Origin of the sequence: Shouchella clausii (genome assembly GCF_002250115.1) — a bacterium.
Lineage (GTDB): Bacteria > Bacillota > Bacilli > Bacillales > Bacillaceae_D > Shouchella > Shouchella clausii.
In genome coordinates, this window is record NZ_CP019985.1 from 2872274 (window position 1) to 2894441 (window position 22168).

The window sequence follows — 22168 nt, forward strand, 5'->3', positions numbered from 1 at the left end:
CTAAAGGAATAATCGCGATATAAGGTGGTGAAAGAATGAACATATGGAAAAAATGGCTTGACTGGGTTAAAGGATTGAGCGAAGACGAGGATGATGAGGAAAACAACGATTATAGGCGAAATATGGAAACTATACAGAAGTCAATACAGAGACCGGAACGTGAGAACAACGAGCCTTCTGAGTTAGAAGAAGCACGCATGACTTACCGCTACGCCAATTCAAATGGGGAATGGCCAATTTCCAAGAAGAAAGCAGGGCGTGTTGCAGCGACAGAACCGCCTTCTCGAAAAAAGGAAAGGCAAGAAGAGAAGCGGGACGAGCTGCCAAAAGTGGTACAAAAGAAAAAATCTGCCGCCGGCAAAGAGCTGTTTCAAGGGACATTTAAGTCGACAGAAATCCCTTCTCCTGTCCACGGCATTCAGAAACCGGAAAAAACACATGAAAACAGCGATTACGACTGGCTTATTTTTTCTACGAAGGATAAGCAAGCTGAATATGCAGAGCGCCTGTTACACCGGCCTAGGTCTCCGCAAATTGATAGCAAGCCTGCTTTTTTGCGCAAAGAATCGCGCTCCCTTGAAGAAGACGTGTTGAAGCGGCTGCGTGAACATGCCCTACAGTCGCTGCCACTTGCCGACGATCAAGCACAGCAACAACAAAGCAAGGAAATTCGTTCCCAAGAAGAGGCAAGTGGTGACGAAAAAGAGCGTACATATGAACACGAGAAAGCAGATATGGATGATGGAGAAGCAATCGTTGAGACCGAAGCTATGCCGGGCGAAACAAGCCAAGTGGAAGCAAACGATCGGCATGGGTACGAGGAAGCGGAGATTGATGATGCAGAGATAATGGTGGAAACCGACGCGTTGCCGAGTGAAACAGACCAAGAAGAAGCAAACGAACGGCATAGGTACGAGGAACAGGAGCTTAATGATGCAGAGGTAATGGGTGAAACCGACTTGTTGCCGGGCGAAATGGACCAAGAAGAAGCGAACGAACGGCATGGGTACGAAGAACAGGAGCTTAATGATGCAGAGGTAATCGCTGAAACCGACGCGTTGCCGGGCGAAATGGACCAAGAAGAAGCGAACGAACCGTATAATAGAACGGAAATCGACCCAACTGCTGAAATTTCGGCTCCTATTAACCGTGGTGCCGCGGAGAATGAAAGACAAGAGACAAAGCCGATTCAGGCCATAAGTGATGATCCGACAATATCAACTAGAGAGAACGAAGAAGCACAAGCCAAGCCTAGTGAAAAAACAGTTTCCCTTAGCAGTGAAACGAAAAAGCAAGATAGGCTAAGTAACCGAACGAGCAATGACAATACGCAGCCTGGCATTCCTTATAATGTGCTGATGTTGCCAAAGGACCGTAAAAAAGCGCCTATTAAAAAAGGGCAGCACACAAAAAATGGCTACGAAGCGCCACCGCTTCATTTGCTAAAGGTTCCGGAAAAAATCGATCAAGATGATTCTCTTTGGCTTGACGAGCAAGCGCAATTGCTTGAAGAAACGTTATCAAGTTTCCATGTTGATGCAAAAGTCGTCAACCGGACAAAAGGGCCGGCAGTAACGCGTTTTGAAGTTCAGCCTGCCCGCGGCGTAAAAGTGAATAAGGTAACAAATCTAACCGATGATATTAAGCTGGCGCTAGCTGCTAAAGACATCCGTATGGAAGCGCCGATTCCTGGTAAAAACGCAATCGGCATTGAAGTGCCGAATCGAACGTCAGCCCCGGTGATGCTCAGGGAAATTTTGCGTCGTGATGTATTTAGGCAGCCAGATTCGCCTTTAACTGTTGGCTTAGGGCTTGATATTTCTGGACAACCGATCGTTACTGATTTAAAGAAAATGCCCCATGGCCTCGTTGCTGGCGCCACAGGTTCAGGAAAAAGTGTGTGCATCAACTCTATTTTAGTTAGTCTGCTCTATAAAGCATCCCCAGATGAAGTAAAGCTGTTGCTCGTCGATCCAAAAATGGTCGAGCTTGCTACCTATCAAGAAGTACCTCATTTGGTTGCTCCTGTTATTACTGATCCAAAGCAAGCGACAGCCGCTTTAAAATGGGTTGTCCAGGAAATGGAACGGCGCTACGAATTGTTTAGCCAGCGTGGCGTTCGCGATATTAGTAAATACAATCAGCGGTTCTCTGAAAATGGCAAGCCGGCATTGCCATATCTTTTAGTCGTTATTGACGAACTCGCCGACTTAATGATGGTGTCACCACAAGATGTTGAAGATGCGATTTGTCGGATTGCTCAAAAAGCACGGGCTTGCGGGATTCATTTGCTCCTTGCAACGCAGCGCCCTTCTGTTGATGTCATTACAGGATTGATTAAAGCAAATATACCGACGCGGATTGCCTTTGCTGTCGCTTCACAAACGGACTCACGCACGATTCTTGATATGGGCGGCGCGGAGCGGTTGCTTGGAAAAGGCGATATGCTATTCCATGAAAATGGATCACCGAAGCCGATACGTGTCCAAGGGACTTTTGTATCAGATGAGGAAATTGAGGATGTTGTCGCTTATGCAAAACAATACGGCAAGCCTGAATACTTATTTGATACGGAGACAATTGAGCGGACGCTTTTACAGGAAGAAGAAGAGGATGAGCTACTTGAAGAGGCATGTTTTTATGCAGTCGAACAAGGTACCGTTTCCGCTTCTAGCATACAGCGACGCTTTCGGGTAGGTTATAACCGGGCTGCCCGTTTAATGGAAATGATGGAAGCTAGAAAGATTGTATCAGGTGCTATGGGAAGCAAACCGCGCCATGTGTTGGCAAGTGAAGAAGACGTGAGAGAACTGTTTGGTACGACGACGGAAACAGCAAGAACTTGAGAAATAAAGAAAATTTCTATATGATATGGAAGGAACAAATCGTGCTACAGGAAGGCGTATGCAAATTGCAGGACCTTTTCTTAAAAATGACATATACTACTATATAATTAATGGAACGAGGGCCATGTTCGCAAGGCGTCAAATACGATTTGCTTTTTTTGATTGGAGGCTTCACGATTGACAAACTATCACTTTACCGGAATCAAAGGTTCAGGCATGAGCGCATTGGCGCAAATCCTGCATGATTTAAATGAGAATGTACAAGGATCGGACATTGAAGAAACGATTTTTACCCAGAAGCCGTTAGAACAAAAGGGCATTACGTTATTGCCTTTTTCCCGAGACAATATTAAAAACGGGCAACATGTTATTGTATCAGCTGCTTATGGCGAAACACACGAGGAAATTAAACGGGCGCGTGAGCTCGGTTTGCAAGTGGATGTCTATCCAGAATTTCTAGGCTCCTTTATTAAACAGTTTACAAGCATTGCTGTTTCAGGCTCACATGGAAAAACGTCGACAACAGGGTTGCTCGCTCATGTGTTAGGGTCTGTTGAGCCAACCTCTTATTTGATTGGCGATGGGACAGGGAAAGGTGCGGCCAATTCAACGTATTTCGTATTTGAAGCGTGTGAGTACCGCCGCCATTTCTTAAATTACTCGCCTGATTATTGCGTAATGACCAATATTGATTTTGACCATCCCGATTATTTCAAGAGCGTAGAAGATGTCGTTTCTGCTTTCCAAACGATGGCGAAGCAAGTCAATAAAGCGATTATTGCTTGCGGCGACGATGAACATTTGCAAACATTGCAGGCGAATGTGCCAATTGTTTATTACGGCCTTGGCGACCACAATGATTTTCAAGCGAAATCGATTAAAAACACGCCAGAAGGGACGGCTTTTGATGCTTGGGTTAGAGGCGATCTGTTTGGGTCGTTTGTAATCCCTGGCTTTGGCGACCACAATGTCAAAAACGCTTTGTCTGTCATTGCCTTATGCCACTATGAAGGCATTGGCTATGAAGACATTGTTGAACACTTAAAAACATTTGCTGGCGTCAAACGGCGTTTTAGTGAAAAGCGTTCAGGCAAGCAAATATTAATTGATGACTATGCTCACCATCCAACTGAAATTGCAGCAACGATTGAGGCGACGAAAAAGAAATACCATGACCGAGAAGTGACAGCGATATTCCAGCCTCATACATTTACGCGGACAAAAACGTTTTTAAATGAATTCGCGGAAGCGCTCAGCCAAGCCGATCACGTTTATTTATGCGATATTTTTGGCTCGGCGAGGGAAGAAAAAGGTTCTCTTTCGATCGAACAACTACAAGCGCTAGTGGATGGCGCAAAACTGTTGACGGAAGCAGAAATTGAAACGCTTAAAGGCCATGGGGAGTCTGTTCTGTTGTTTATGGGCGCAGGGGACATCCAGAAATACCAAAAAGCCTATGAAGCATTGGTCGAATCAAGTCCGTAATTGGCAATTCAGACGAATTGAAAAGCCAGCAGATTTGAACGTTTGGTTACATTTTAGGCAGCTGTTTTTCAGCTGCTTTTTTTATTTTGCAGGAAAAACGCAGGTATTTGTCGAAAATGTATCTTTAGCACATTGCAATTTAGGTTTGATCTTATTAAACTTGGGTAAAGTATGTAGGAAGGAGGGGATGATGAGTGGAAGCCATCTTATACATAAGCGCCTTGATTGTTGCCCTGGCTTTTGCGATACTGGTTATTTATTTAATCAAAACACTAAAATCAGCTACCAAAACGCTCGAAAACACATCGGCAACGGTGGAAGCGCTGGAAAAACAACTGCGAGGGATTACGACAGAATCTGAATTGCTTTTGAAAAAAACCAATGTTTTAGCAGACGACTTACAACAGAAATCCGAGTCGCTCAATACTGTGTTTGGCGCCGCTAAAGAGTTGGGTGAATCGATGAAAACGCTCAACCAGTCTGTTCACCAAGTTTCTACTAAAATAAGTGACCAAACAAGTCGGAATGCTGAAACAGTCTCCCAAGCAGTGCAATGGGGACAGGCTGTTTTGGATTTCTATACAAAATTTAAACAACGAAAGCAACAGCTTGATCGTTGACAAACAAGGAGGAGTTAGAATGGGTGATATGAATACAAAAGATTTTTTAATTGGGACGTTAATCGGTGGAATTGTTGGCGCGACAACAGCATTGTTTCTCGCACCTAAATCAGGAAAAGAATTACGCAGCGACATAAGCGAACAAGCAAGCGCCGCTTATGAAAAGGGTAACGAGTGGGTGGACATAGCTAGAGAAAAGTCGAACAATATCGCCAAAAGTGTAACAGATCAGTCTATGCAAGTGGTTGAAAAAGTAAAAGATTTGAGCGCTTCTGTCAAAAAAGAAGCAGAAGACCAAGTAAATGAAGCTGCGAGCCTTGCTGAAGATTTAAAACAAGATGCGAAAGAAGCTTCGGAAACCATTTCAGAAACGGTCAAAAATGAAATTGAAGAAGCAGAAAAAGAAGTTCGCGCCAATGCGAATACAGAAAGTTAACAAAAAGCGCGATGAAACCGAGTTTTCATCGCGCTTTTCCTCTCAGTTTTACTTTATTACGTAAAAGCGTCTAAGTAATAAAGAAAAAATCCGTGACTTTTTAACGCCAGTCAGCTATAATAGACAAAAGTTAAATTTCTGACAGAGAGAAAGGTGCGGAGAGACGATATGAGCAATGAACAATTGGATTCCCTTAGAGATGAGTTAGACAAAGTCAACCTTGCCATCCTTGAAAAGATTAATGAGCGTGCGAGGCTTGTAAAGGAAATTGGCGATATTAAAAGAGAGCAAGGCATTAACCGCTTTGATCCGGTCCGAGAACGGAGCATGCTAGACCATATTGCCAAACACAATGAAGGGCCATTTGAAACAGCGACACTTCAGCATTTATTTAAACAAATTTTTAAAGCGAGCTTGGAGTTGCAAGAAGAGGACAACAGCAAAGCGCTGCTAGTATCCCGAAAAAAACAACCTGAAAACACGACTGTTGATGTCAAAGGGGAAAAAATCGGCGATGGCCAGCAACGTTTTGTTTTTGGCCCATGTGCTGTTGAAAGTTATGAACAAGTGCTGGCTGTTGCGAAAGAAATGAAAAAGAGGGGGCAGCGCCTTCTCCGAGGCGGCGCTTTTAAGCCACGTACATCTCCTTATGATTTCCAAGGCCTAGGTTTAGAAGGGCTAAAAATATTAAAACGTGTCGCTGACGAGCTTGATATGGCGGTTATTAGTGAAATTGTCACCCCAGCTGACGTTGAAGTGGCAACAGAATATGTCGATGTCATCCAAATTGGCGCTCGTAACATGCAAAACTTCGAGCTGCTGAAAGCTGCCGGTTCTGTTAAAACGCCTGTATTGTTAAAGCGTGGCTTATCCGCAACGATTGAAGAATTTATCCACGCTGCTGAATACATCGTCTCAAAAGGGAACAGCCAGTTGATGCTTTGCGAACGCGGTATTCGCACTTACGAGAAAGCAACACGCAATACGCTCGATATTTCCGCTGTGCCGATTTTAAAACAAGAAACACACTTGCCAGTAATGGTTGATGTCACACACTCTACTGGACGCCGTGATTTGCTTCTACCAGCAGCAAAAGCAGCTCTGGCAATTGGGGCGGATGCGGTGATGGCTGAAGTCCATCCGGACCCTGCTGTCGCTTTGTCTGATTCAGCTCAGCAAATGAATTTTGACCAATTCAATCAATTTTTAGATGGCTTAATTGAGTCAGGGCTTTACAAAGCTCCAGTTAAACAAGCGTAACAAAAAGCAGCTCAAAGAAATTTTGAGCTGCTTTTGTGTTTAAAAGCATTTAAAAAAGGGCAATTTAGTAATACTGTTATAATGAAAAAAGAAAACTGTTTTTCAAATGGTGAAAAAGTATGAAAGATAGTCTTTAATCATTGCAGGAAATCTTAGTGTATCGTATGATAGAAGAAACATTCGAATGAAAAACAGTTATTGCTATCTTATATGATACACAATCATGAATATCGTCATAGTGAGGAGGAAGCTGCTGCGTATAAGCTGCGCGGGCAGCAAAATAAGATGAATACGACCATTTATGATGTAGCTAGAGAAGCTGGCGTCTCAATGGCTACTGTTTCCCGAGTAGTCAACGGAAATCCAAATGTAAAACCGACAACGCGGAAAAAAGTTCTGGAAGCAATTGAACGCTTAAACTACCGTCCAAATGCAGTAGCCAGGGGGCTAGCCAGCAAACGTACCACAACAGTCGGCGTCATTATCCCTGATATTTCAAGCATTTTCTTCTCTGAGCTGGCGCGGGGAATCGAAGACATTGCCACTATGTATAAGTACAATATCATTCTTTGTAACTCTGACCAAAACAAAGACAAAGAAATCCACTTGATTAATACGCTATTGGAAAAGCAAGTGGACGGTATTGTGTTTATGGGCGGCGAAATTACAGAGGAGCATGCAGAGCAATTTAAGCGCGCACCTGTACCAATTGTCCTTGCTGCCACATTAGATGATGAAAAATCATTTCCGTCAGTCAATATTGATTACACACAAGCGGCTGAAGACGCGATCCAGTTTTTAATTGAAAAAGGCCATAAACGAATCGGCATGTTGAGCGGTTCGCTGGAAGACCCAATCAATGGCTACCAAAAGTTTGCTGGTTATCGCCAAGCACTTCAGAAAAACAATATTGAATTTGATGAAAACCTGATTGTCATTGGCGATTACACGTATGATTCAGGAATGGAAGCAATGGATGCATTTCTTGCCCTTGACGAAAAACCGACAGCGCTATTCGCTTCAAATGATGAAATGGCTCTAGGCGTCATCCATGGCGTCCAAGATCGTGGGTATGATGTGCCTGGTGATATTGAAGTAATCGGTTTTGACAATACACGTTTGGCTACAATGGTACGCCCAACCTTGACGACCGTTGTCCAGCCTCTTTATGACATTGGCGCTGTCTCCATGCGTTTGCTGACCAAACTAATGAATAAAGAAGAAGTAGACAACTACACAGTAACATTGCCACATCGCATTGAAAGCCGTGGCTCAACGAAATAACATTGCGAGACTGGTAGAAAACGCTTGTCGGCCGACGATGTCGTGAGCGTTTGTTTACAGGCTGAAGCCGGATCATAAACAGATCCGGCTTTATTCATGTTTATCCACTTGTTTCCGTGTTGCTTGTTTCTCTGTACGAATATGGTACAATGCTTTTTCCAACGTCAAGTTGTTTTTGGCGGTAACTTCTTTTCTTCGCGGTATTTCTGGGATAGCAGCGTCTGTCCATGTCGTCGGCAGAGTTTCTTCTGCCTTGTCCTTCCACTTGTTTATCCAAGCTTGGGGTACATGGTCGTTTGCGAATACGGTTTGCCCGCTCATTTCCAACCAAAGTAATGCCCATGCCCTTGGGACAACCCGCCATTTGTCATAGCCGCCTCCGCCGACAGCAACCCATTTGCCGCCGCAATAAGCATGAGCTAGCTGGTGGGCGAGCCGCGGTATTTCACGATACACATTCATCGATACATGCAAATGCGATAAAGGATCGAGGTAATGGGCGTCGGCCCCGTTTTGTGTGACGATAATATCTGGCTTAAAAAAGTCGGCGACTTCCGTAAAAGCGGCCCGATAAACGTCTAAAAAAGAGTCGTCTTCTGTAAACGCGTCAAGTGGGACATTGATGGAAAAGCCGTAGCCTTTGCCTGTTCCTTTTTCGGTTACATGGCCAGTTCCAGGGAACAAATAGCGCCCCGTTTCATGCAAGCTTAGCGTGCATACATCTGGGTCGTCGTAGAAAGCCCACTGGACGCCGTCACCGTGGTGAGCATCCGTATCGACATAAAGGATCCGCACACCGTATTTGCGCCGCATATACTCAATCGCAATCGAAGAATCATTGTAAATGCAAAAGCCCGACGCCCGTCCGCGAAAGCCATGGTGAAGGCCACCGCCTAAGTGGAAGGCATGCAAGTAGCCATCGGCTAAGACCGCGTCACAAGCCCGGAGTGTTCCGCCAACTAAATGGGCAGCTGCTTCGTGCATATGGGGAAAAAGGGGCGTGTCTTCCGTTTTGAGCCCGTATGCTTCTGCAGCGCTATCTGGCAACCGTCCCTCGCCGCCTGCAATGACCGCTTCAATAAAACGAGAATCATGAATCAGCTCTAATTCCGCCTTTGTAGCTGCGCTAGGTTGAATGAGTGGCTGGTTTTGCACCGCCCCCAACTCTTCCAAGAGAGAGTACGTCAATTCGAGACGAAGGGGATGAAACGGGTGTGTTTCGTTAAATTTATACGGATATTGGCTTGGTCCATATACAAGTACAGCCTCTTTGTTATTCATTGGAACCTCCCAATACGGGAAACGGCGGATTGTAGACTTCGTATCCTGCCAATTGCAGCGCAGCAATAATGCGCCGTGGATCAATCGTTTGGACACGAAATGAAAGCATATATTTATCTGCTTTTTTGCTAGGGTAAGCGACAGCGCTAACAATATTGATACGCTCTTTTTTAAAAACAGTGGCGACATCTGCTAACTGCCCAGGCCGGTTGTGTACACACACTTCAATAATGGAGCTTGGCTGATCGGCGCCTAGGAGTTTTGTTAAACTATAAAGCATATCAGACTCTGTGATCAGTCCTGCCAATCGATCATTGTCCACGACGGGGAGACAGCCGACGCGATGCTGGAAAAACAGGCGTGCAACTTCCTGGACGTCATCATCAGGATGAGCGGTTAATACAGGAGTACTCATTATTTTCGTAACCGGTTGCAAAAAATCAGTTGCTTCTTTGGTTACGGAAAGGGTAGAAGGGCGTATATCACGAATATCCCGGTCAGACACAATGCCAATGACAGCTGTATCACCGTTCGTAATAGGAATATGACGTATGGAAGCGCTTTCCATAAGAGCAATCGCATCTTCAATTGTGTGAGTGTTTGTTAGTGTTGGCACATTCGTGCGCATAATCGTTTTGATTTTCATTGGCAAACCTCCTTTCTAGTACATAAAGCGGTTTACAAAGCGGAGCTGGTCGAATTTTTCAATCGAGTTCTGGTCAACATTCTTTCCAATCCGCGCCATTAAGCAGTTTGCTGGATGGGAACTAATTTCTGGATCGTCGGTTGCATACCAAATGAGCCCACCGGCATTCATCATTTTTTCCATCACTTTTCGGTATTCCCAGACGTCGAGCCCACTGCCTTTCAAATCCCAATGCCAGTAATACTCCGTTGTAATAATAATATAGTTTTCCATTGCTTCATCTTTCATTGACAAACGCAACAGCTGTTTGCCGATACCAAGCGCCCGGTATGGAGGCGCAATTTCAATCGCACCGAGTTCGAGCAAATTTTCCATATTGCCTTCTGACCATCGTTCGAGAGGGTCAGGATAAACAAATGTCACATAGCCAACGATCATTGAGCCATCGCGGACAATGTTAATACGCCCTTCTGGCAATTCGGCAATTTCTAAAAGCGCTTTTTTTTGTTCAGTCGCTGGCCGGAAGGAAGTTAAGCCTTCATGAAAATCATAGTCGGCAAGTTCGTTAGCTGGTAGAGGGCCCTCTAAAACCAATTCCTTGCCTGCAATCGAATACGGTTCGCGGATCAGTGTTTTTGGATGCTCCATTGCTTCACCTCGGTTAGACAATCTATGCTTTCATTATACATTGTAGAAACAAAAACAAGAAGGTTGCGAACAAAAATCGACGAATTAATGAAAATAAATGGAACAAAGAGTGAATTTTGTTTGAAAACGTTACCTTGTTTATACTATAATGAACTTAATTTGAGAGTGAGAGGTGTGAACCTGTTATGAAAGCGCTTCCTGCTATTGAAGGAAACCATAACCTGAAAAATTATGAAGAAGCCGTACAAAACTTTGACTGGGAGGATGTCAGAAAAACGTTTTCTTGGCATAAAACAGGCAAAGTCAACCTTGCCTATGAAGCGATCGATTATCATGCCGAGAACGGCAAAGGCGAACAGGTAGCTCTTTATTATAGCGATGCGCGCCGTGATGAATCCTACACATTTGCGGAAATGAAGACGTTCTCGAACAAAGCAGCGAATGTGCTAAAAGAAGCCAACGTCCAAAAAGGGGACCGTGTCTTTATCTTTATGCCACGCACACCTGAGCTGTATTTTACGCTTCTTGGCGCCATAAAAATAGGGGCAATTGTTGGCCCGTTGTTTGAAGCTTTTATGGAAGGGGCTGTGCGTGACCGCCTTGAAGACAGTGGCGCAAAAGTGCTTGTCACAACACCGACATTGCTTGAACGGGTGCCATTTGACGATTTGCCCGATTTGGAAACGGTGCTAGTCGCTGATGAAACGTATGAAGACAATGGCTCTTTTTTACAGTTAAACAAGCGGCTTCAAGCAGCACCAAGTGATTTTGCAATTGAATGGGTTGATCGGGAAGACGGGCTCATTCTTCATTATACGTCTGGCTCAACGGGCAAGCCAAAAGGTGTTCTTCATGTTCACGAGGCAATGGTCCAACATTATCACACAGCCAAAGTCGTCCTTGACTTGCAGCAAGATGACATTTACTGGTGCACGGCCGACCCTGGCTGGGTAACGGGAACGTCTTACGGCATTTTTGCGCCTTGGCTTGCTGGCGTAACCAATGTGGTGCGCGGCGGCCGCTTCTCGCCGACTGATTGGTATGAGACGATTCAGCGCTACAAAGTAACGGTTTGGTACAGCGCGCCAACCGCATTTCGGATGTTGATGAGCGCAGGCGACGAACTCGTTAAACAGTATGACCTTTCGTCACTGCGTCATGTCTTAAGCGTTGGCGAACCACTCAACCCTGAAGTGGTGCGGTGGGGAGTGAAAGTCTTTGACAAACGCATTCATGACACGTGGTGGATGACGGAAACAGGAGCGCAAATGATCTGTAATTACCCGGCAATGGAAATCCGCCCAGGATCAATGGGCAAACCAATTCCAGGCGTCGAGGCCGCCATTATTGATGATAGAGGCAATGAACTGCCACCGAACCGAATGGGCAATCTTGCCATTAAAAAAGGCTGGCCAGCGATGATGCGTGCGATTTGGAACAATGAAGCCAAATACCAAAGCTATTTTGAGCTTGACGGTTGGTATGTGTCTGGCGATTCTGCTTATATGGATGACGATGGCTACTTTTGGTTCCAAGGTCGCATTGATGATGTCATTATGACCGCAGGTGAGCGCGTTGGTCCATTTGAGGTGGAAAGCAAACTGGTTGAACACCCAGCTGTTGCCGAAGCAGGTGTCATTGGCAAACCTGACCCTGTCCGTGGGGAGATTATTAAAGCATTTATTGCACTGCGCCAAGGCTATGAAGTTACTGACGAATTAAAAGAAGAGATTCGCCAATTTGTAAAGACAGGACTTGCAGCCCATGCAGCACCGCGGGAAATGGAATTCCGCAAGTCATTGCCAAAAACGCGCAGCGGAAAAATTATGCGCCGCGTATTAAAAGCCTGGGAATTGGATTTGCCGACAGGCGACTTATCGACAATGGAAGATTAACGCCAATAAAAGAAGCGTGCCTTTTAAAGGCACGCTTCTTTAATCGTCATCATCATCTTTTTCATTCGATGGTTGAGTATTTGGTTTAAAGCTCGCTTGAAACGGGGCTAGCCCCTCGATATGATCGACCATATCGCTTCTGTATAGATCGGTAGTGACTAAGCCTTGTTCTTCGCATGCTTTTGTTGGTGGGCCGCCTGTTAAGCCACAGACTCGTTTTTCGACAATGCCGTCAGGCTGCTCAAAGCGTTTGCCTCCTGCTGTCATCAGCTCGGGGTCAACGCCATAAGCAGCGTTGGCAAGGTTCGCCCAAATGGACTGTGTCCGCCCCCCTGTACCGAGCCCGCCGACGCGTTTGCGTAAACTAATCGTTTTGTCACCGCTATAACCATTCCATACGCCTAATGTCACCTCAGGGTTGACGGCAATAAACCATGAATCATAGTCTCTGTTGGTCGTGCCTGTTTTTCCAGCCCAGTCAGCTTGAAACTGCAACTTGTTGGCTGCCGTGCGGCCGGTGCCATTTGCGCTGTACATAACATCACGCATCATATCGGCGACCAAATAGTTTGTTTGTGGGCTAAACATTGTATGCTTACTAGCAGGGTGCTCATAAATGACTTCGCCAGAATCCGTTTCAATCCGTTCGATCATGTAAGGCTCCATACGGACGCCATTGTTGCCGAAAGCACTAAAGGCGCTGACATTTTGTTCAACGGTAACATTGCCGCCGCCGATAGCGACTGCTTCATTCACGCCATGCATGTCTGGGTTAAAGCCGGCTGCGTCGCGGAGTTTTACTTTTAAGTCATCAGGGACATGCCACCACGCCTCCACAGCGGGCACGTTGCGTGATTGTTTCAATGATTCACGCACAGTGAGATTGCCTTTGTGAGCGTGGTCAAAGTTTCTAATTTCCCTCCCACCAGCTTTGTAAAACGCTTGTTCATCAGGAATGACAAGCCCTGGTTGGGTTACCCCTGCTTCAATCGCGCCTGCATAAGCAAGAACAGGTTTGCTCGTCGAGCCTGCTTGGCGATAAGCACGTGTAGCGTGGTTATACAAATGATCTAAGTTTTCTTCACGACCACCGACAAAGCTAAGGATCTTTCCAGTTTTATTTTCGATTAAAACAGAGCCGACTTCTTCCCGTTGCCCTTGTTTGTCGGCACCAAAATAAGCGCCAGATTGTTGAGCTGCCTCGTTCATTGCATCATACAAATCTTTATCAATGGTCGTAATAATGTTGTAACCACCATTAATAATCGCGTTTTCGACTTCAGCTTTAAACTGATTGCGTTCGACTTGTTTAGCAGCGTCGCTTAATTTCTCCCAACCATCGCGGTTATCGATTTTTTGTTGTACGAGCACTGCCGTTGCCCGGTTCATAATTTCTTCAGTAAGCCGCGGCCGTTCTTCCATTGGGTCAGGCGCGCTTGTTGTAAAATCAGCAGTAAGGTCGTAGTCTAATGCATCCTCGTATTGCTCTTTTGTGATGTACTCTTTTTCGTACATGCGGTTTAAAACTGTTTGGTAACGGTTAAACCCAGGCTGCAAACCGTCTTTATCTTTAAGCTGTTGGTCGTTTGTAAAAGGCGTGTAGCCATACGGGCTTTGTGGCAAGCCAGCTAAGTAAGCTGCTTGCGGCAAGTTTAAATCGCTTGCTGAAACACCAAAAACCCCTTGTGCTGCCGCTTCAATGCCAGCAACATTTCGGCCTGAGGCATTCCGGCCAAACGGAACGACGTTTAAGTAGGCTTCCAATATTTCCTCTTTTGTCATAAACTGTTCGAGCCTAAGCGCGAGCATAATTTCCGTCGCTTTGCGGTCGAACGATACTTCATCGGATAAAATTTGTTGCTTTATTAGTTGTTGTGTCAATGTGCTGCCACCCGTTTGCACAGACGAACTTGTCAGCTCTTGCATCGTTGCCCGCAGCAACGCTTTTGGGACGATGCCATTATGCTCGTAAAAATGTTCGTCTTCTGTAGCAATGATCGCCCATTTTACTTCATCGGCCACGTCATCAAGGGAGACAATTTCGCGGTCCACTTCACTGCGGATTTTTCCTAAGTAGACACCACCAGCAAGGTAAATGTCGCTTGTTTTTGAAAGCGAGCCTACGAATGTGCGCATATCTTCTTCGGAATACGTTTTTTCATCGGCTACGAGGGAAGCAAAGTAACCAGCGGCCGTTCCGCCAGCAAACATAAACCCTAAAAAGCCTATAATGAGTACGATAAGGAATAAATTCCATAATACTTGGTATGTAATGCCGACTTTCCGGAAGAACTGAATGTCATCTAGCTTTGCAATAAAAGCATTCCAGTTGTTCTTCCACTTCGAAAGAAAGTGCTTCATCGACTCCCCCCTTAGTCGTCTTAGTATATCATAAATTGCGTGATGCGCATACGTGTGTTCGCTATGTTGACAGTGTACACACCGTATGGTAAAACTAGAAAGTGAATTGAAAACGTAAAAAAAGCGAAGAAAGGCCGAAGTATGGGCGTGCGCTGATCGAAGAGAGCCGGTGGTTGGTGCGAACCGGTACACGTACGTTAGCCAGAATTACAGCCTGGAGCTATTCTTTGTTTCGGCAAAGAACGGAAAAGCCGTTATCGAATGAGTGGGAGGCATGCATGCCTTCAACAAGGGTGGTACCGCGACAAGTTCGTCCCTTATAGGGAGGGGCTTTTTTTGCGTTGAATTGAAGGAGGAACCATAGATGGATGAAAAACAACCGTTAACCCCTGAGCAACAAAAGCTCGTTGATGAGCAAGTGGAAGCGCTCATGCGTGGCGTTGTAGAAGTCGTCCCGAAAGAGGCATTTCGGGAAAAAATTGAGAAAAGCGTTCGAACAGGAAAGCCGTTAAACATTAAGCTTGGCATGGACCCGTCAGCACCTGATGTCCATATCGGCCATACAGTTGTACTACAAAAACTGCGCCAATTTCAAGAGTATGGCCACCATATTCAACTGCTGATCGGTGACTTTACTGGAAAAATCGGCGATCCGACTGGAAAGTCCGAGACAAGGAAAGTGTTGACTGATGAACAAGTCAAGCAGAACGCACAAACATACGTAGAACAATACGGAAAAATTTTGGACATTGAAAAAACAGAAATTCTTTACAATTCTCAATGGCTAAGCGAGCTGAAGTTTGATGATGTTTTAAAGCTTGCTGGTCAGATGACAGTGGCCCGTATGCTCGAACGGGAAGACTTTAGCAAACGCTATAAAACCGGGCAACCGATTTCGGTACATGAATTCTTTTACCCGCTTATGCAAGGTTACGATTCTGTCGCAATGGAAACCGACATCGAAGTAGGGGGGACGGACCAAACGTTTAATTTGTTAATGGGACGCCAACTCCAAGAAGCGTACGGAAAAGAAAAGCAAGTGATGCTGACGCTGCCGTTAATTGAAGGGCTCGATGGCGTTCGCAAAATGTCAAAGTCGCTTAATAACTACATTGGCATTGACGAAGCACCAAATGAGATTTTCGGAAAGGCGATGTCGATACCTGATGAATTGATGGTAAAATACTACAAATTGGCGACTGATGTCCCGATGGATGAAGTAGAAGCTTTAGAAAAAGGGCTGTCAGACGGCAGTGTCCACCCTCGCGATGCAAAAATGCGACTTGGGCATAAATTTGTAGAAATGTACCACGGCAAGGAAGCGGCTGATGAGGCAGAGCAATATTTTAAAACGGTTTTCCAAAAAAGGGCGGTGCCAGAAGACATTCCGGTCTTTTCCTGGGAAGGCGACAAAGAAGTGCCGTTAATTGATTTGCTTGTTACGTTGAACATGCAGTCTTCAAAAGGTGAAGCACGCCGGATGATTCAAGGTGGCGGCGTAAAAATTAACGAACAGAAAATCACCGATATTCATACGGTCGTATCAGTTGAAGACGACATGATCGTTCAAGTCGGAAAGCGCAAGTTTGCCAAGCTAAGCTTAAAATAAGGAATAAAAAAAACCAGCCATTTCAGGCTGGTTTTTTTACTCTTAACGAGAATACCACTCAACGATAAGCGCTTCAGTAATTTCTGCTGGAAGCTCAGAACGCTCTGGGTAACGTGTGTACGTACCTTCAAGCTTTTCTTCGTCAAATGATACGTATCCTGGCGTGAAATCATTTACGTCAAGTGCTTCTTTAACAACAGTCAAATTCCGTGAACGCTCACGAAGGCCAATTGTTTGCCCTGGCTTTACGCGATAAGATGGGATGTCAACGCGAGAACCGTCAACAAGCACGTGGCCATGGTTTACTAGTTGGCGCGCAGCACGGCGTGTACGGGCAAGACCCATACGGTAGACAAGGTTGTCAAGGCGTGACTCAAGCAAAATCATGAAGTTTTCGCCGTGGATGCCGCTCATTTTGCCAGCATCGTTGAACGTGCGCAAGAATTGGCGCTCGTTTACGCCATACATATGGCGAAGTTTTTGCTTTTCATGAAGTTGAAGTGCGTATTCTGAAAGCTTTTTACGTTGGTTTGGACCGTGTTGGCCTGGAGCGTAAGGACGCTTCGCAAGCTCTTTCCCTGTTCCGCTTAGAGAAACGCCAAGGCGGCGGGATAGTTTCCAAGATGGACCTGTATAACGAGACATTGTGTCTCCTCCTTGTTATTTTGGTGTTGCAAAATAACAACCTAAATGACAATCTCTAAACTCCAGCCAGTCCATTTTCATGCACCTTCGCTTCGACAGCTAGAAGTTACGCGATGCACCTCAATCATTGCAGCCGCTTGAGGAATGGATTGGTCAAAAGTTCGTTTGTCTTGGCTGTCACTCACACCGATCTATCATAGCGGAAAAGCGCCTACTTGTCAATGTTTAATAAAAAAGGTTCCACTCGCTTCAGTAAGCGTTCGAGCGCCTCCGCTTCTTTTTCGTGGAAACGGCCTTTGCTCGGGCTGTCGATATCAAGGACTGCTATCACGTTATGTTCGTGGCGGATCGGAATAACGAGTTCGGCGTTTGAAGCGGCGTCGCAGGCGATATGCCCAGGGAATGCATGAACATCATCAATGCGCATCGTTTTGTTTTCGGCCACAGCGGTTCCGCAGACACCTTTGCCAATCGCAATCCGTGTACAGGCAGGCAGTCCTTGGAATGGGCCGAGCACAAGTTCGTTTTCTTTAAGAAAATAAAAGCCGACCCAGTTAATGTCATCTAAAAACTGGCCCAACAATGCACATAAATTGGCGTAATTTGCTAGCGCATCCGGCTCATCTTCAAGTAAGGCAACGGCTTGCTGTTCCAAAAGGCGATAGGCTGCTTCTTGGTCAGTAGGATAATCAAGTTTGCTAAACATCGAGTCATGCTCCTTCCATTTGTCAAAAACCGCAGCGATTCAACAAAAGCATGCGGGATTTGTCAAAAAGTTTTTGCGTAAAAGCCGCTTAATCAGACAGGAAGCGGGTAATAAAAAAACGAATACTGTATATAAGATAACACGATTTGCAGCGGCTTGCTTTAACATATTTCAGAAAGAAGTCTCCCCTTCAAGCGTGTGAAGGGCGTAGCTGGGCAGTAAGGGGGATGACTCTCGGTCGAGCGATAGCCGAAAAGCTTGTCATATGGTATAGCGGAACGAAAAGAGATGTATGCGTTACGGAAAAGAAATTAAAGACAGAGAAATTCAAAACGTTGTAGGATTAGACTTTGCGATGGAGGGGCTGTTTGTTGATAGCGAAGGGAAGAAAGCCAATTACCCACGTTTTTATCGTCAAATGCTGGATCGATTAGCAAAAGAACAACCAAACTATCCCGTAAGAAAAAAGGTTCTTCTAATTGGCACAAACAACGGATTCGAGTAGCCAACATTCATGAAAAAGTCGTTAATCAACGAAAGAACTTTCTTTACCATCAATCAAAGGAATTAGCAGCTAACTATGATGCGATTGTGATTGAAGATTTAGATATGAAAGGGATGTCACAAGCATTGAAGTTTGGTAAAAGTGTCGCTGATAACGAGTGGGGAATGTTCACTTCTTTCTTACAGTACAAACTAAACGAACAAGGGAAACGACTGATCAAAATCGATAAATGGTTTCCATCCACCAAGACGTGTTCGCAATGTGGTTCCATACAAGAAATGGCATTATCCGCACGTACGTATCAATGTGTTTGTGGACGAAGCCTTGATCGAGATTACAATTCAGCAATCAATATCAAAAAAGAAGGAATTCGTTTAATAGCCACTGCCTAATGAATCGATAAACTCTTGGAACAAGAGGGTTAGCTTGGTCCATTTTGTCAGCTACCAAAAGGGGCGATTACCCAAGAAGCCCCCACTTCAAGCGACCTGCAAGGGTGATAAGTGGTGGGTATTTCACAACCAACTTGGAGGGATACGAATGAGCGAACAGACGAAAACGACGATTAAAGATGCGGCTATTTCCTTGTTCTACGCAAAAGGCTTCCACGGTACATCCGTTCGCGACATTGCCAGAAAAGCTGGTGTGAATCCCGCGCTGATTTCGTATTATTTTGGCGGAAAGCAGGCTTTGTTTGAATCGTTATTAATCGATTTTTTTGAAGGGTATGTAAAAACGATGGAAACAGCCGCACGGGAACCAAACGGCGATCCCATCGGTTCTTTAGTAGAGCTGTTTAAAAAAGTGCTGCTTTACCAGCAATCGTGTCATTGGCTAGCGCGCATGGCACACCGAGAAATGACGCTAGACTCGACCCTTGTACGGGAAGTGATGAGCACGTATTTGCGGAAAGAGCAACATTTGCTCGAACAAGCAGTCGCCCGGTGCTTACGCAGGCAAGGGGAGCCATTAGCTGCCGATTTAATCGTTGTCCAACTCCGCAATATGATGACATTGCCTTTTTCTTCACCACAATACTTGCGGGAACTGTTTTTGCTTACTCCGGCAGATGAGCAGTTTATCGAGCGGTATGGACGGCATGCCGATGAGTGGATTCGCTCTTTGCTTAGCTCATTGGAGCAGAGGAAGACAATGGTAGTCCGCTTGACATCGTAAAGGCTTAAAACATGCGGAGACCTGCGGCAGAATGGGCGTCTGAACCATAAACAAGGGGGATGCCCATCGTTTTTGCTTGCAGTGCAATTTCTTTTGGTGGATAGGACTCGCCGCAATAACGCTTGGTTAGACCCGCATAGTTATAATCAAGCTGAAGCCCATTTTCATGGATCGCGGCAAGGATGGCGTCAATTTCTTGTTCAAACGATTGCTCAGCGTGATAGAGCTTTTGAAATTTTTTGCATAGCGTTATATGGCCGATCCGCTTTGGTTTATAGTAGCCTAGATCGGCACAAATAGAAGCTAAAACCGTGTCGTAATAAAGGGCATACAAGGCATTCGTGCTGCCAAGATCCGCTGCGATTGCCGCAAATTCTTCTGGGCTGTAATCGATGCAGCGGTAATGGCCGCCTACTTTCAAAAAGTGGACAGATAGAATGCTGTCATCAAGGAAAGGGCCAACCTCGTTTAACAGCGCTTTTGTTTCTTCTTCGTAGCCGGATATATAATCAACCTCTAAACCAATGAGGACGTCCAGTGCGTGGGCGTACTCTTTTTTTATTGCACGCGTTGCCTGCAAATAGGCATTTAGGTCTGAAGCTGCCATGGCGCTGTCTTGGTTCGGGGTAGGGTCGCTAAAACCGGCGGGAAGAGGGGCGTGTTCTGCAAATGTAATCGTCTTTAGTCCAATTGAAATCGCTTGTTCACAATAAGATGCCAGCGTATCCGCTGAACCATGGGGACAAAAGGGTGTGTGGATATGCCCGTCGCGGATAATCATGGAAACAGCTCCTTTATAAATAAGATTGTGTTTGAAGATATTTGTCGAACGGCAGTGTCGGGAATCTGCACACAAATTGTCGCATTCATGGTATTATATTACGTATCAGAATAGGGATAAAGCAATGTTTTTATAACTAAACGGCAACATTTACGATTAGCTTGGATAAACCGATTAAAAACAGGTAAAAGAAAAGCGCAGTAGAGGGGAGTTCCATGTGGATATTTTTGTAACAGTCATCATCATATTGCTCGTCCTTTTTACGGCAGGGACGGCAGCTGGGATTTTTCTCAGACGGCATATACATAAAGCAGTGGACGAGCTCGATGCCAGGAAAATCAACTTATTGAATCGTGACATTCCAGATGAAATTGCCAAAGTAAAAAAGCTCCGCATGTCAGGTGAAACGGAACAGAAATTTGAAATGTGGCGCAAAGACTGGGATGAGATTGTCGAATCGATTTTACCTAGCATTGAGAACCAATTAATTGAAATCGAAGAATGGGCCGCAAAATACCGATTTAAAAAAGCAAAAGATGCGATTGGCTGGGTAGGCAATCGAATTACGACGGTCGAACAGCAGTTGGATACGATGGTGGAAGAAATCGATCACTTGGTTTCCGCTGAAGCGAAAAACCGCCAAGAAATTAGCGAAGTCCGTGGCAAATATCAAGAGCTGTCAAATGAGCTGTTAACAAAACGGGGATCCTTTGGCGAGGCCGTTAGAGCCCTTGATGAAGCAATGGCCGATATAAAACAGACGCTTGCATCTTATGATGAAGCGACTGAAAATGGCAGCTATCTACAGGCGCGAAAACAGCTTTTAATGATGAAGGATCGTTTGCATGACTTAAGGGCAAAAATGGATGAGCTCCCGCAGTTGCTCATCCAAGTTAAATCAACCGTTCCAGCTGATGTACGCAACTTGGAGATGGGCATCGCCCAAATGGAGGAAAGCGGCTTCCATTTAAAAACATTCGCCTTTGACGGGCGCCTCACACAATTTAAAAAAGACATTGAAAAGGCGTACGAACAGCTTCTCAGCCTTCACGTCAAAGAAGCAAGCGAATTGTTGCAAACGATCAACGACGAGAAGGAGCAAATGTACGAAACGCTTGAAGCAGAAGTGGCAATTAAAAATAAGCTAATGGAGAAAATTCCAACACTAAAGGAACAAGTGCAGGCAGCAACAGAACAATTGCAAACGTTACTGCGTGAAACGACTCATGTACAAAAAAGCTATTTAATTGCTGAAGAAGAAACCCATTTGCAAAATGCTTTGCAAAAAGACCTCGCCAACTTGCGGAACCAATTGCATGTCATTGTCGATGTAACCGAAAACCAAAAACAAACGTACTCTTCCATTTACGAAATGGCTGAGAAGTGGTCAAATGAGATGGACACATTCAAAGCCAATATTGATAACAGCATAGAACGGCTCCGTCGCCTCCGAAAAGACGAGTTAAAAGCACAAGAAACCGTCTCACGGCTTCGTAGTGTCATGTACGAAACGAAACGGACGTTGAAAAAAAGCAACTTGCCAGGGGTGCCAGTAAAGCAGCTGGAAGCATTGGACTTTGCCGAAACGAAAGTAAAGCAAGCTTCCGATGCGCTAAATGAAATCCCCCTTGAAATGGAACGAGTCGAGCAATTGGTGCACGAGGCGATTGAGCAAGTTGAAAAAGGTTCAGACGCAATAGAAGAAATGGTTGAAAAAGCTAGGCTTGCCGAACTGGCTATCCAGTTTAGCAACCGATATCGTAACCGTGGCGAAGAAGTGCGCCAAGCACTTGACCAAGCAGAAGATGCGTTTCGCAGTTTTCATTATGAGGAAGCACTTGAGCGCGTCCAACATGCTGTTGAGCCATACGAACCAAACTTGTTGGAAAAAGTCGAAAGGCATATAAGTACATAGCGCCCTTTTCTTGCAAGGCGAACGCCCAATATGAACCATTTATCCAGATGTTACCGGAAAAGAGATGGA

17 protein-coding genes, 1 pseudogene and 1 other annotated feature are annotated in these 22168 nt (G+C 45.2%); of the genes and pseudogenes, 11 read left to right on the forward strand and 7 right to left on the reverse strand.

Annotated elements, in window-relative coordinates; translation table 11 throughout:
* The first annotated feature begins 35 nt into the window (after nucleotides 1–35).
* From BC8716_RS13810 to ccpA, 6 genes are all read left to right on the forward strand, one after another.
* A complete protein-coding gene (locus tag BC8716_RS13810; RefSeq protein ID WP_094426551.1) occupies nucleotides 36–2846 on the forward strand; it encodes a DNA translocase FtsK in 2811 nt (936 codons plus the stop codon).
* Nucleotides 2847–3023: 177 nt separating this feature from the next.
* On the forward strand, nucleotides 3024–4331 hold the full coding sequence (murC, locus tag BC8716_RS13815) for a UDP-N-acetylmuramate--L-alanine ligase (RefSeq protein WP_094426553.1): 1308 nt from the start codon (nucleotides 3024–3026) through the stop codon (nucleotides 4329–4331).
* A 194-nt stretch (nucleotides 4332–4525) separates the two neighbouring features.
* A complete protein-coding gene (locus BC8716_RS13820) occupies nucleotides 4526–4951 on the forward strand; it encodes a DUF948 domain-containing protein (protein ID WP_011247609.1) in 426 nt (141 codons plus the stop codon).
* A 19-nt stretch (nucleotides 4952–4970) separates the two neighbouring features.
* Entirely contained in the window at nucleotides 4971–5387 is a 417-nt protein-coding gene (locus BC8716_RS13825; RefSeq protein ID WP_094426555.1) for a YtxH domain-containing protein, read from the forward strand.
* Between the two features lie 168 nt (nucleotides 5388–5555).
* Complete coding sequence (locus BC8716_RS13830) at nucleotides 5556–6647, forward strand: bifunctional 3-deoxy-7-phosphoheptulonate synthase/chorismate mutase (protein WP_062749775.1); 1092 nt, start codon at nucleotides 5556–5558, stop codon at nucleotides 6645–6647.
* Nucleotides 6648–6932: 285 nt separating this feature from the next.
* Entirely contained in the window at nucleotides 6933–7931 is a 999-nt protein-coding gene (gene ccpA / locus BC8716_RS13835; protein WP_094429264.1) for a catabolite control protein A, read from the forward strand.
* A 90-nt stretch (nucleotides 7932–8021) separates the two neighbouring features.
* Here ccpA and BC8716_RS13840 read toward each other — a convergent pair whose 3' ends face one another.
* From BC8716_RS13840 to BC8716_RS13850, 3 genes are read right to left on the reverse strand one after another with little or no spacing between them, the layout of a single operon-like run.
* Complete coding sequence (locus BC8716_RS13840; protein ID WP_094426557.1) at nucleotides 8022–9212, reverse strand: acetoin utilization protein AcuC; 1191 nt, start codon at nucleotides 9210–9212, stop codon at nucleotides 8022–8024.
* Nucleotides 9205–9858, reverse strand: coding sequence for an acetoin utilization AcuB family protein (locus BC8716_RS13845; protein ID WP_094426559.1), 654 nt, complete (start codon nucleotides 9856–9858; stop codon nucleotides 9205–9207). Before BC8716_RS13845 ends, BC8716_RS13840 begins: the two co-directional genes overlap by 8 nt.
* 15 nt (nucleotides 9859–9873) lie before the next feature.
* Nucleotides 9874–10506, reverse strand: a complete 633-nt coding sequence (locus tag BC8716_RS13850; protein WP_094426561.1) for a GNAT family N-acetyltransferase — start codon at nucleotides 10504–10506, stop codon at nucleotides 9874–9876.
* A gap of 185 nt (nucleotides 10507–10691) precedes the next feature.
* On the opposite strand from BC8716_RS13850, the gene acsA reads away from it, so the two are divergent.
* Nucleotides 10692–12401: an acetate--CoA ligase gene (gene acsA / locus BC8716_RS13855; protein WP_094426563.1), complete on the forward strand. Its 1710-nt coding sequence runs from the start codon at nucleotides 10692–10694 to the stop codon at nucleotides 12399–12401.
* Between the two features lie 39 nt (nucleotides 12402–12440).
* Here the strand turns inward: acsA and BC8716_RS13860 are convergent, their stop codons facing one another.
* On the reverse strand, nucleotides 12441–14762 hold the full coding sequence (locus BC8716_RS13860) for a transglycosylase domain-containing protein (protein WP_094426565.1): 2322 nt from the start codon (nucleotides 14760–14762) through the stop codon (nucleotides 12441–12443).
* Nucleotides 14763–14879: 117 nt separating this feature from the next.
* Nucleotides 14880–15083 (forward strand) — a binding site (T-box leader).
* Nucleotides 15084–15126: 43 nt separating this feature from the next.
* On the opposite strand from BC8716_RS13860, the gene tyrS reads away from it, so the two are divergent.
* Nucleotides 15127–16371 carry a tyrosine--tRNA ligase gene (gene tyrS, locus BC8716_RS13865; RefSeq protein WP_094426567.1) on the forward strand — a complete coding sequence of 415 codons (1245 nt, stop codon included), beginning with the start codon at nucleotides 15127–15129 and terminating at the stop codon, nucleotides 16369–16371.
* A 42-nt stretch (nucleotides 16372–16413) separates the two neighbouring features.
* On the opposite strand, the gene rpsD is transcribed toward tyrS, so the two are convergent.
* Together rpsD and BC8716_RS13875 are read right to left on the reverse strand one after the other, a co-directional pair.
* Nucleotides 16414–17016: a 30S ribosomal protein S4 gene (gene rpsD, locus BC8716_RS13870; protein ID WP_094426569.1), complete on the reverse strand. Its 603-nt coding sequence runs from the start codon at nucleotides 17014–17016 to the stop codon at nucleotides 16414–16416.
* A 211-nt stretch (nucleotides 17017–17227) separates the two neighbouring features.
* Nucleotides 17228–17722 carry a GAF domain-containing protein gene (locus BC8716_RS13875; RefSeq protein ID WP_094426571.1) on the reverse strand — a complete coding sequence of 165 codons (495 nt, stop codon included), beginning with the start codon at nucleotides 17720–17722 and terminating at the stop codon, nucleotides 17228–17230.
* 298 nt (nucleotides 17723–18020) lie between these two features.
* Here BC8716_RS13875 and BC8716_RS13880 point away from each other — a divergent pair.
* A pseudogene (locus tag BC8716_RS13880) lies at nucleotides 18021–18619 on the forward strand (RNA-guided endonuclease InsQ/TnpB family protein); the annotation flags it as partial.
* Between the two features lie 148 nt (nucleotides 18620–18767).
* Complete coding sequence (refZ, locus tag BC8716_RS13885; protein WP_094426573.1) at nucleotides 18768–19403, forward strand: forespore capture DNA-binding protein RefZ; 636 nt, start codon at nucleotides 18768–18770, stop codon at nucleotides 19401–19403.
* 4 nt (nucleotides 19404–19407) lie between these two features.
* Here refZ and hisJ read toward each other — a convergent pair whose 3' ends face one another.
* Complete coding sequence (hisJ, locus tag BC8716_RS13890) at nucleotides 19408–20184, reverse strand: histidinol-phosphatase HisJ (protein WP_094426575.1); 777 nt, start codon at nucleotides 20182–20184, stop codon at nucleotides 19408–19410.
* Nucleotides 20185–20401: 217 nt separating this feature from the next.
* Between hisJ and ezrA the strand changes: the two genes are divergently transcribed.
* On the forward strand, nucleotides 20402–22099 hold the full coding sequence (ezrA, locus tag BC8716_RS13895) for a septation ring formation regulator EzrA (RefSeq protein WP_094426578.1): 1698 nt from the start codon (nucleotides 20402–20404) through the stop codon (nucleotides 22097–22099).
* Nucleotides 22100–22168: the final 69 nt, after the last annotated feature.

Excerpts from the sequence above, each read along its gene's own strand:
- BC8716_RS13810 (WP_094426551.1), top strand. The coding sequence starts at position 36 with ATGAACATATGGAAAAAATGGCTTGACTGGGTTAAAGGATTGAGCGAA.
- BC8716_RS13825 (WP_094426555.1), top strand. The coding sequence starts at position 4,971 with ATGGGTGATATGAATACAAAAGATTTTTTAATTGGGACGTTAATCGGT.
- BC8716_RS13830 (WP_062749775.1), top strand. The coding sequence starts at position 5,556 with ATGAGCAATGAACAATTGGATTCCCTTAGAGATGAGTTAGACAAAGTC.
- ccpA (WP_094429264.1), top strand. The coding sequence starts at position 6,933 with ATGAATACGACCATTTATGATGTAGCTAGAGAAGCTGGCGTCTCAATG.
- BC8716_RS13840 (WP_094426557.1), bottom strand. The coding sequence starts at position 9,212 with ATGAATAACAAAGAGGCTGTACTTGTATATGGACCAAGCCAATATCCG.
- BC8716_RS13845 (WP_094426559.1), bottom strand. The coding sequence starts at position 9,858 with ATGAAAATCAAAACGATTATGCGCACGAATGTGCCAACACTAACAAAC.
- BC8716_RS13850 (WP_094426561.1), bottom strand. The coding sequence starts at position 10,506 with ATGGAGCATCCAAAAACACTGATCCGCGAACCGTATTCGATTGCAGGC.
- acsA (WP_094426563.1), top strand. The coding sequence starts at position 10,692 with ATGAAAGCGCTTCCTGCTATTGAAGGAAACCATAACCTGAAAAATTAT.
- BC8716_RS13860 (WP_094426565.1), bottom strand. The coding sequence starts at position 14,762 with ATGAAGCACTTTCTTTCGAAGTGGAAGAACAACTGGAATGCTTTTATT.
- tyrS (WP_094426567.1), top strand. The coding sequence starts at position 15,127 with ATGGATGAAAAACAACCGTTAACCCCTGAGCAACAAAAGCTCGTTGAT.
- rpsD (WP_094426569.1), bottom strand. The coding sequence starts at position 17,016 with ATGTCTCGTTATACAGGTCCATCTTGGAAACTATCCCGCCGCCTTGGC.
- BC8716_RS13875 (WP_094426571.1), bottom strand. The coding sequence starts at position 17,722 with ATGTTTAGCAAACTTGATTATCCTACTGACCAAGAAGCAGCCTATCGC.
- refZ (WP_094426573.1), top strand. The coding sequence starts at position 18,768 with ATGAGCGAACAGACGAAAACGACGATTAAAGATGCGGCTATTTCCTTG.
- hisJ (WP_094426575.1), bottom strand. The coding sequence starts at position 20,184 with ATGATTATCCGCGACGGGCATATCCACACACCCTTTTGTCCCCATGGT.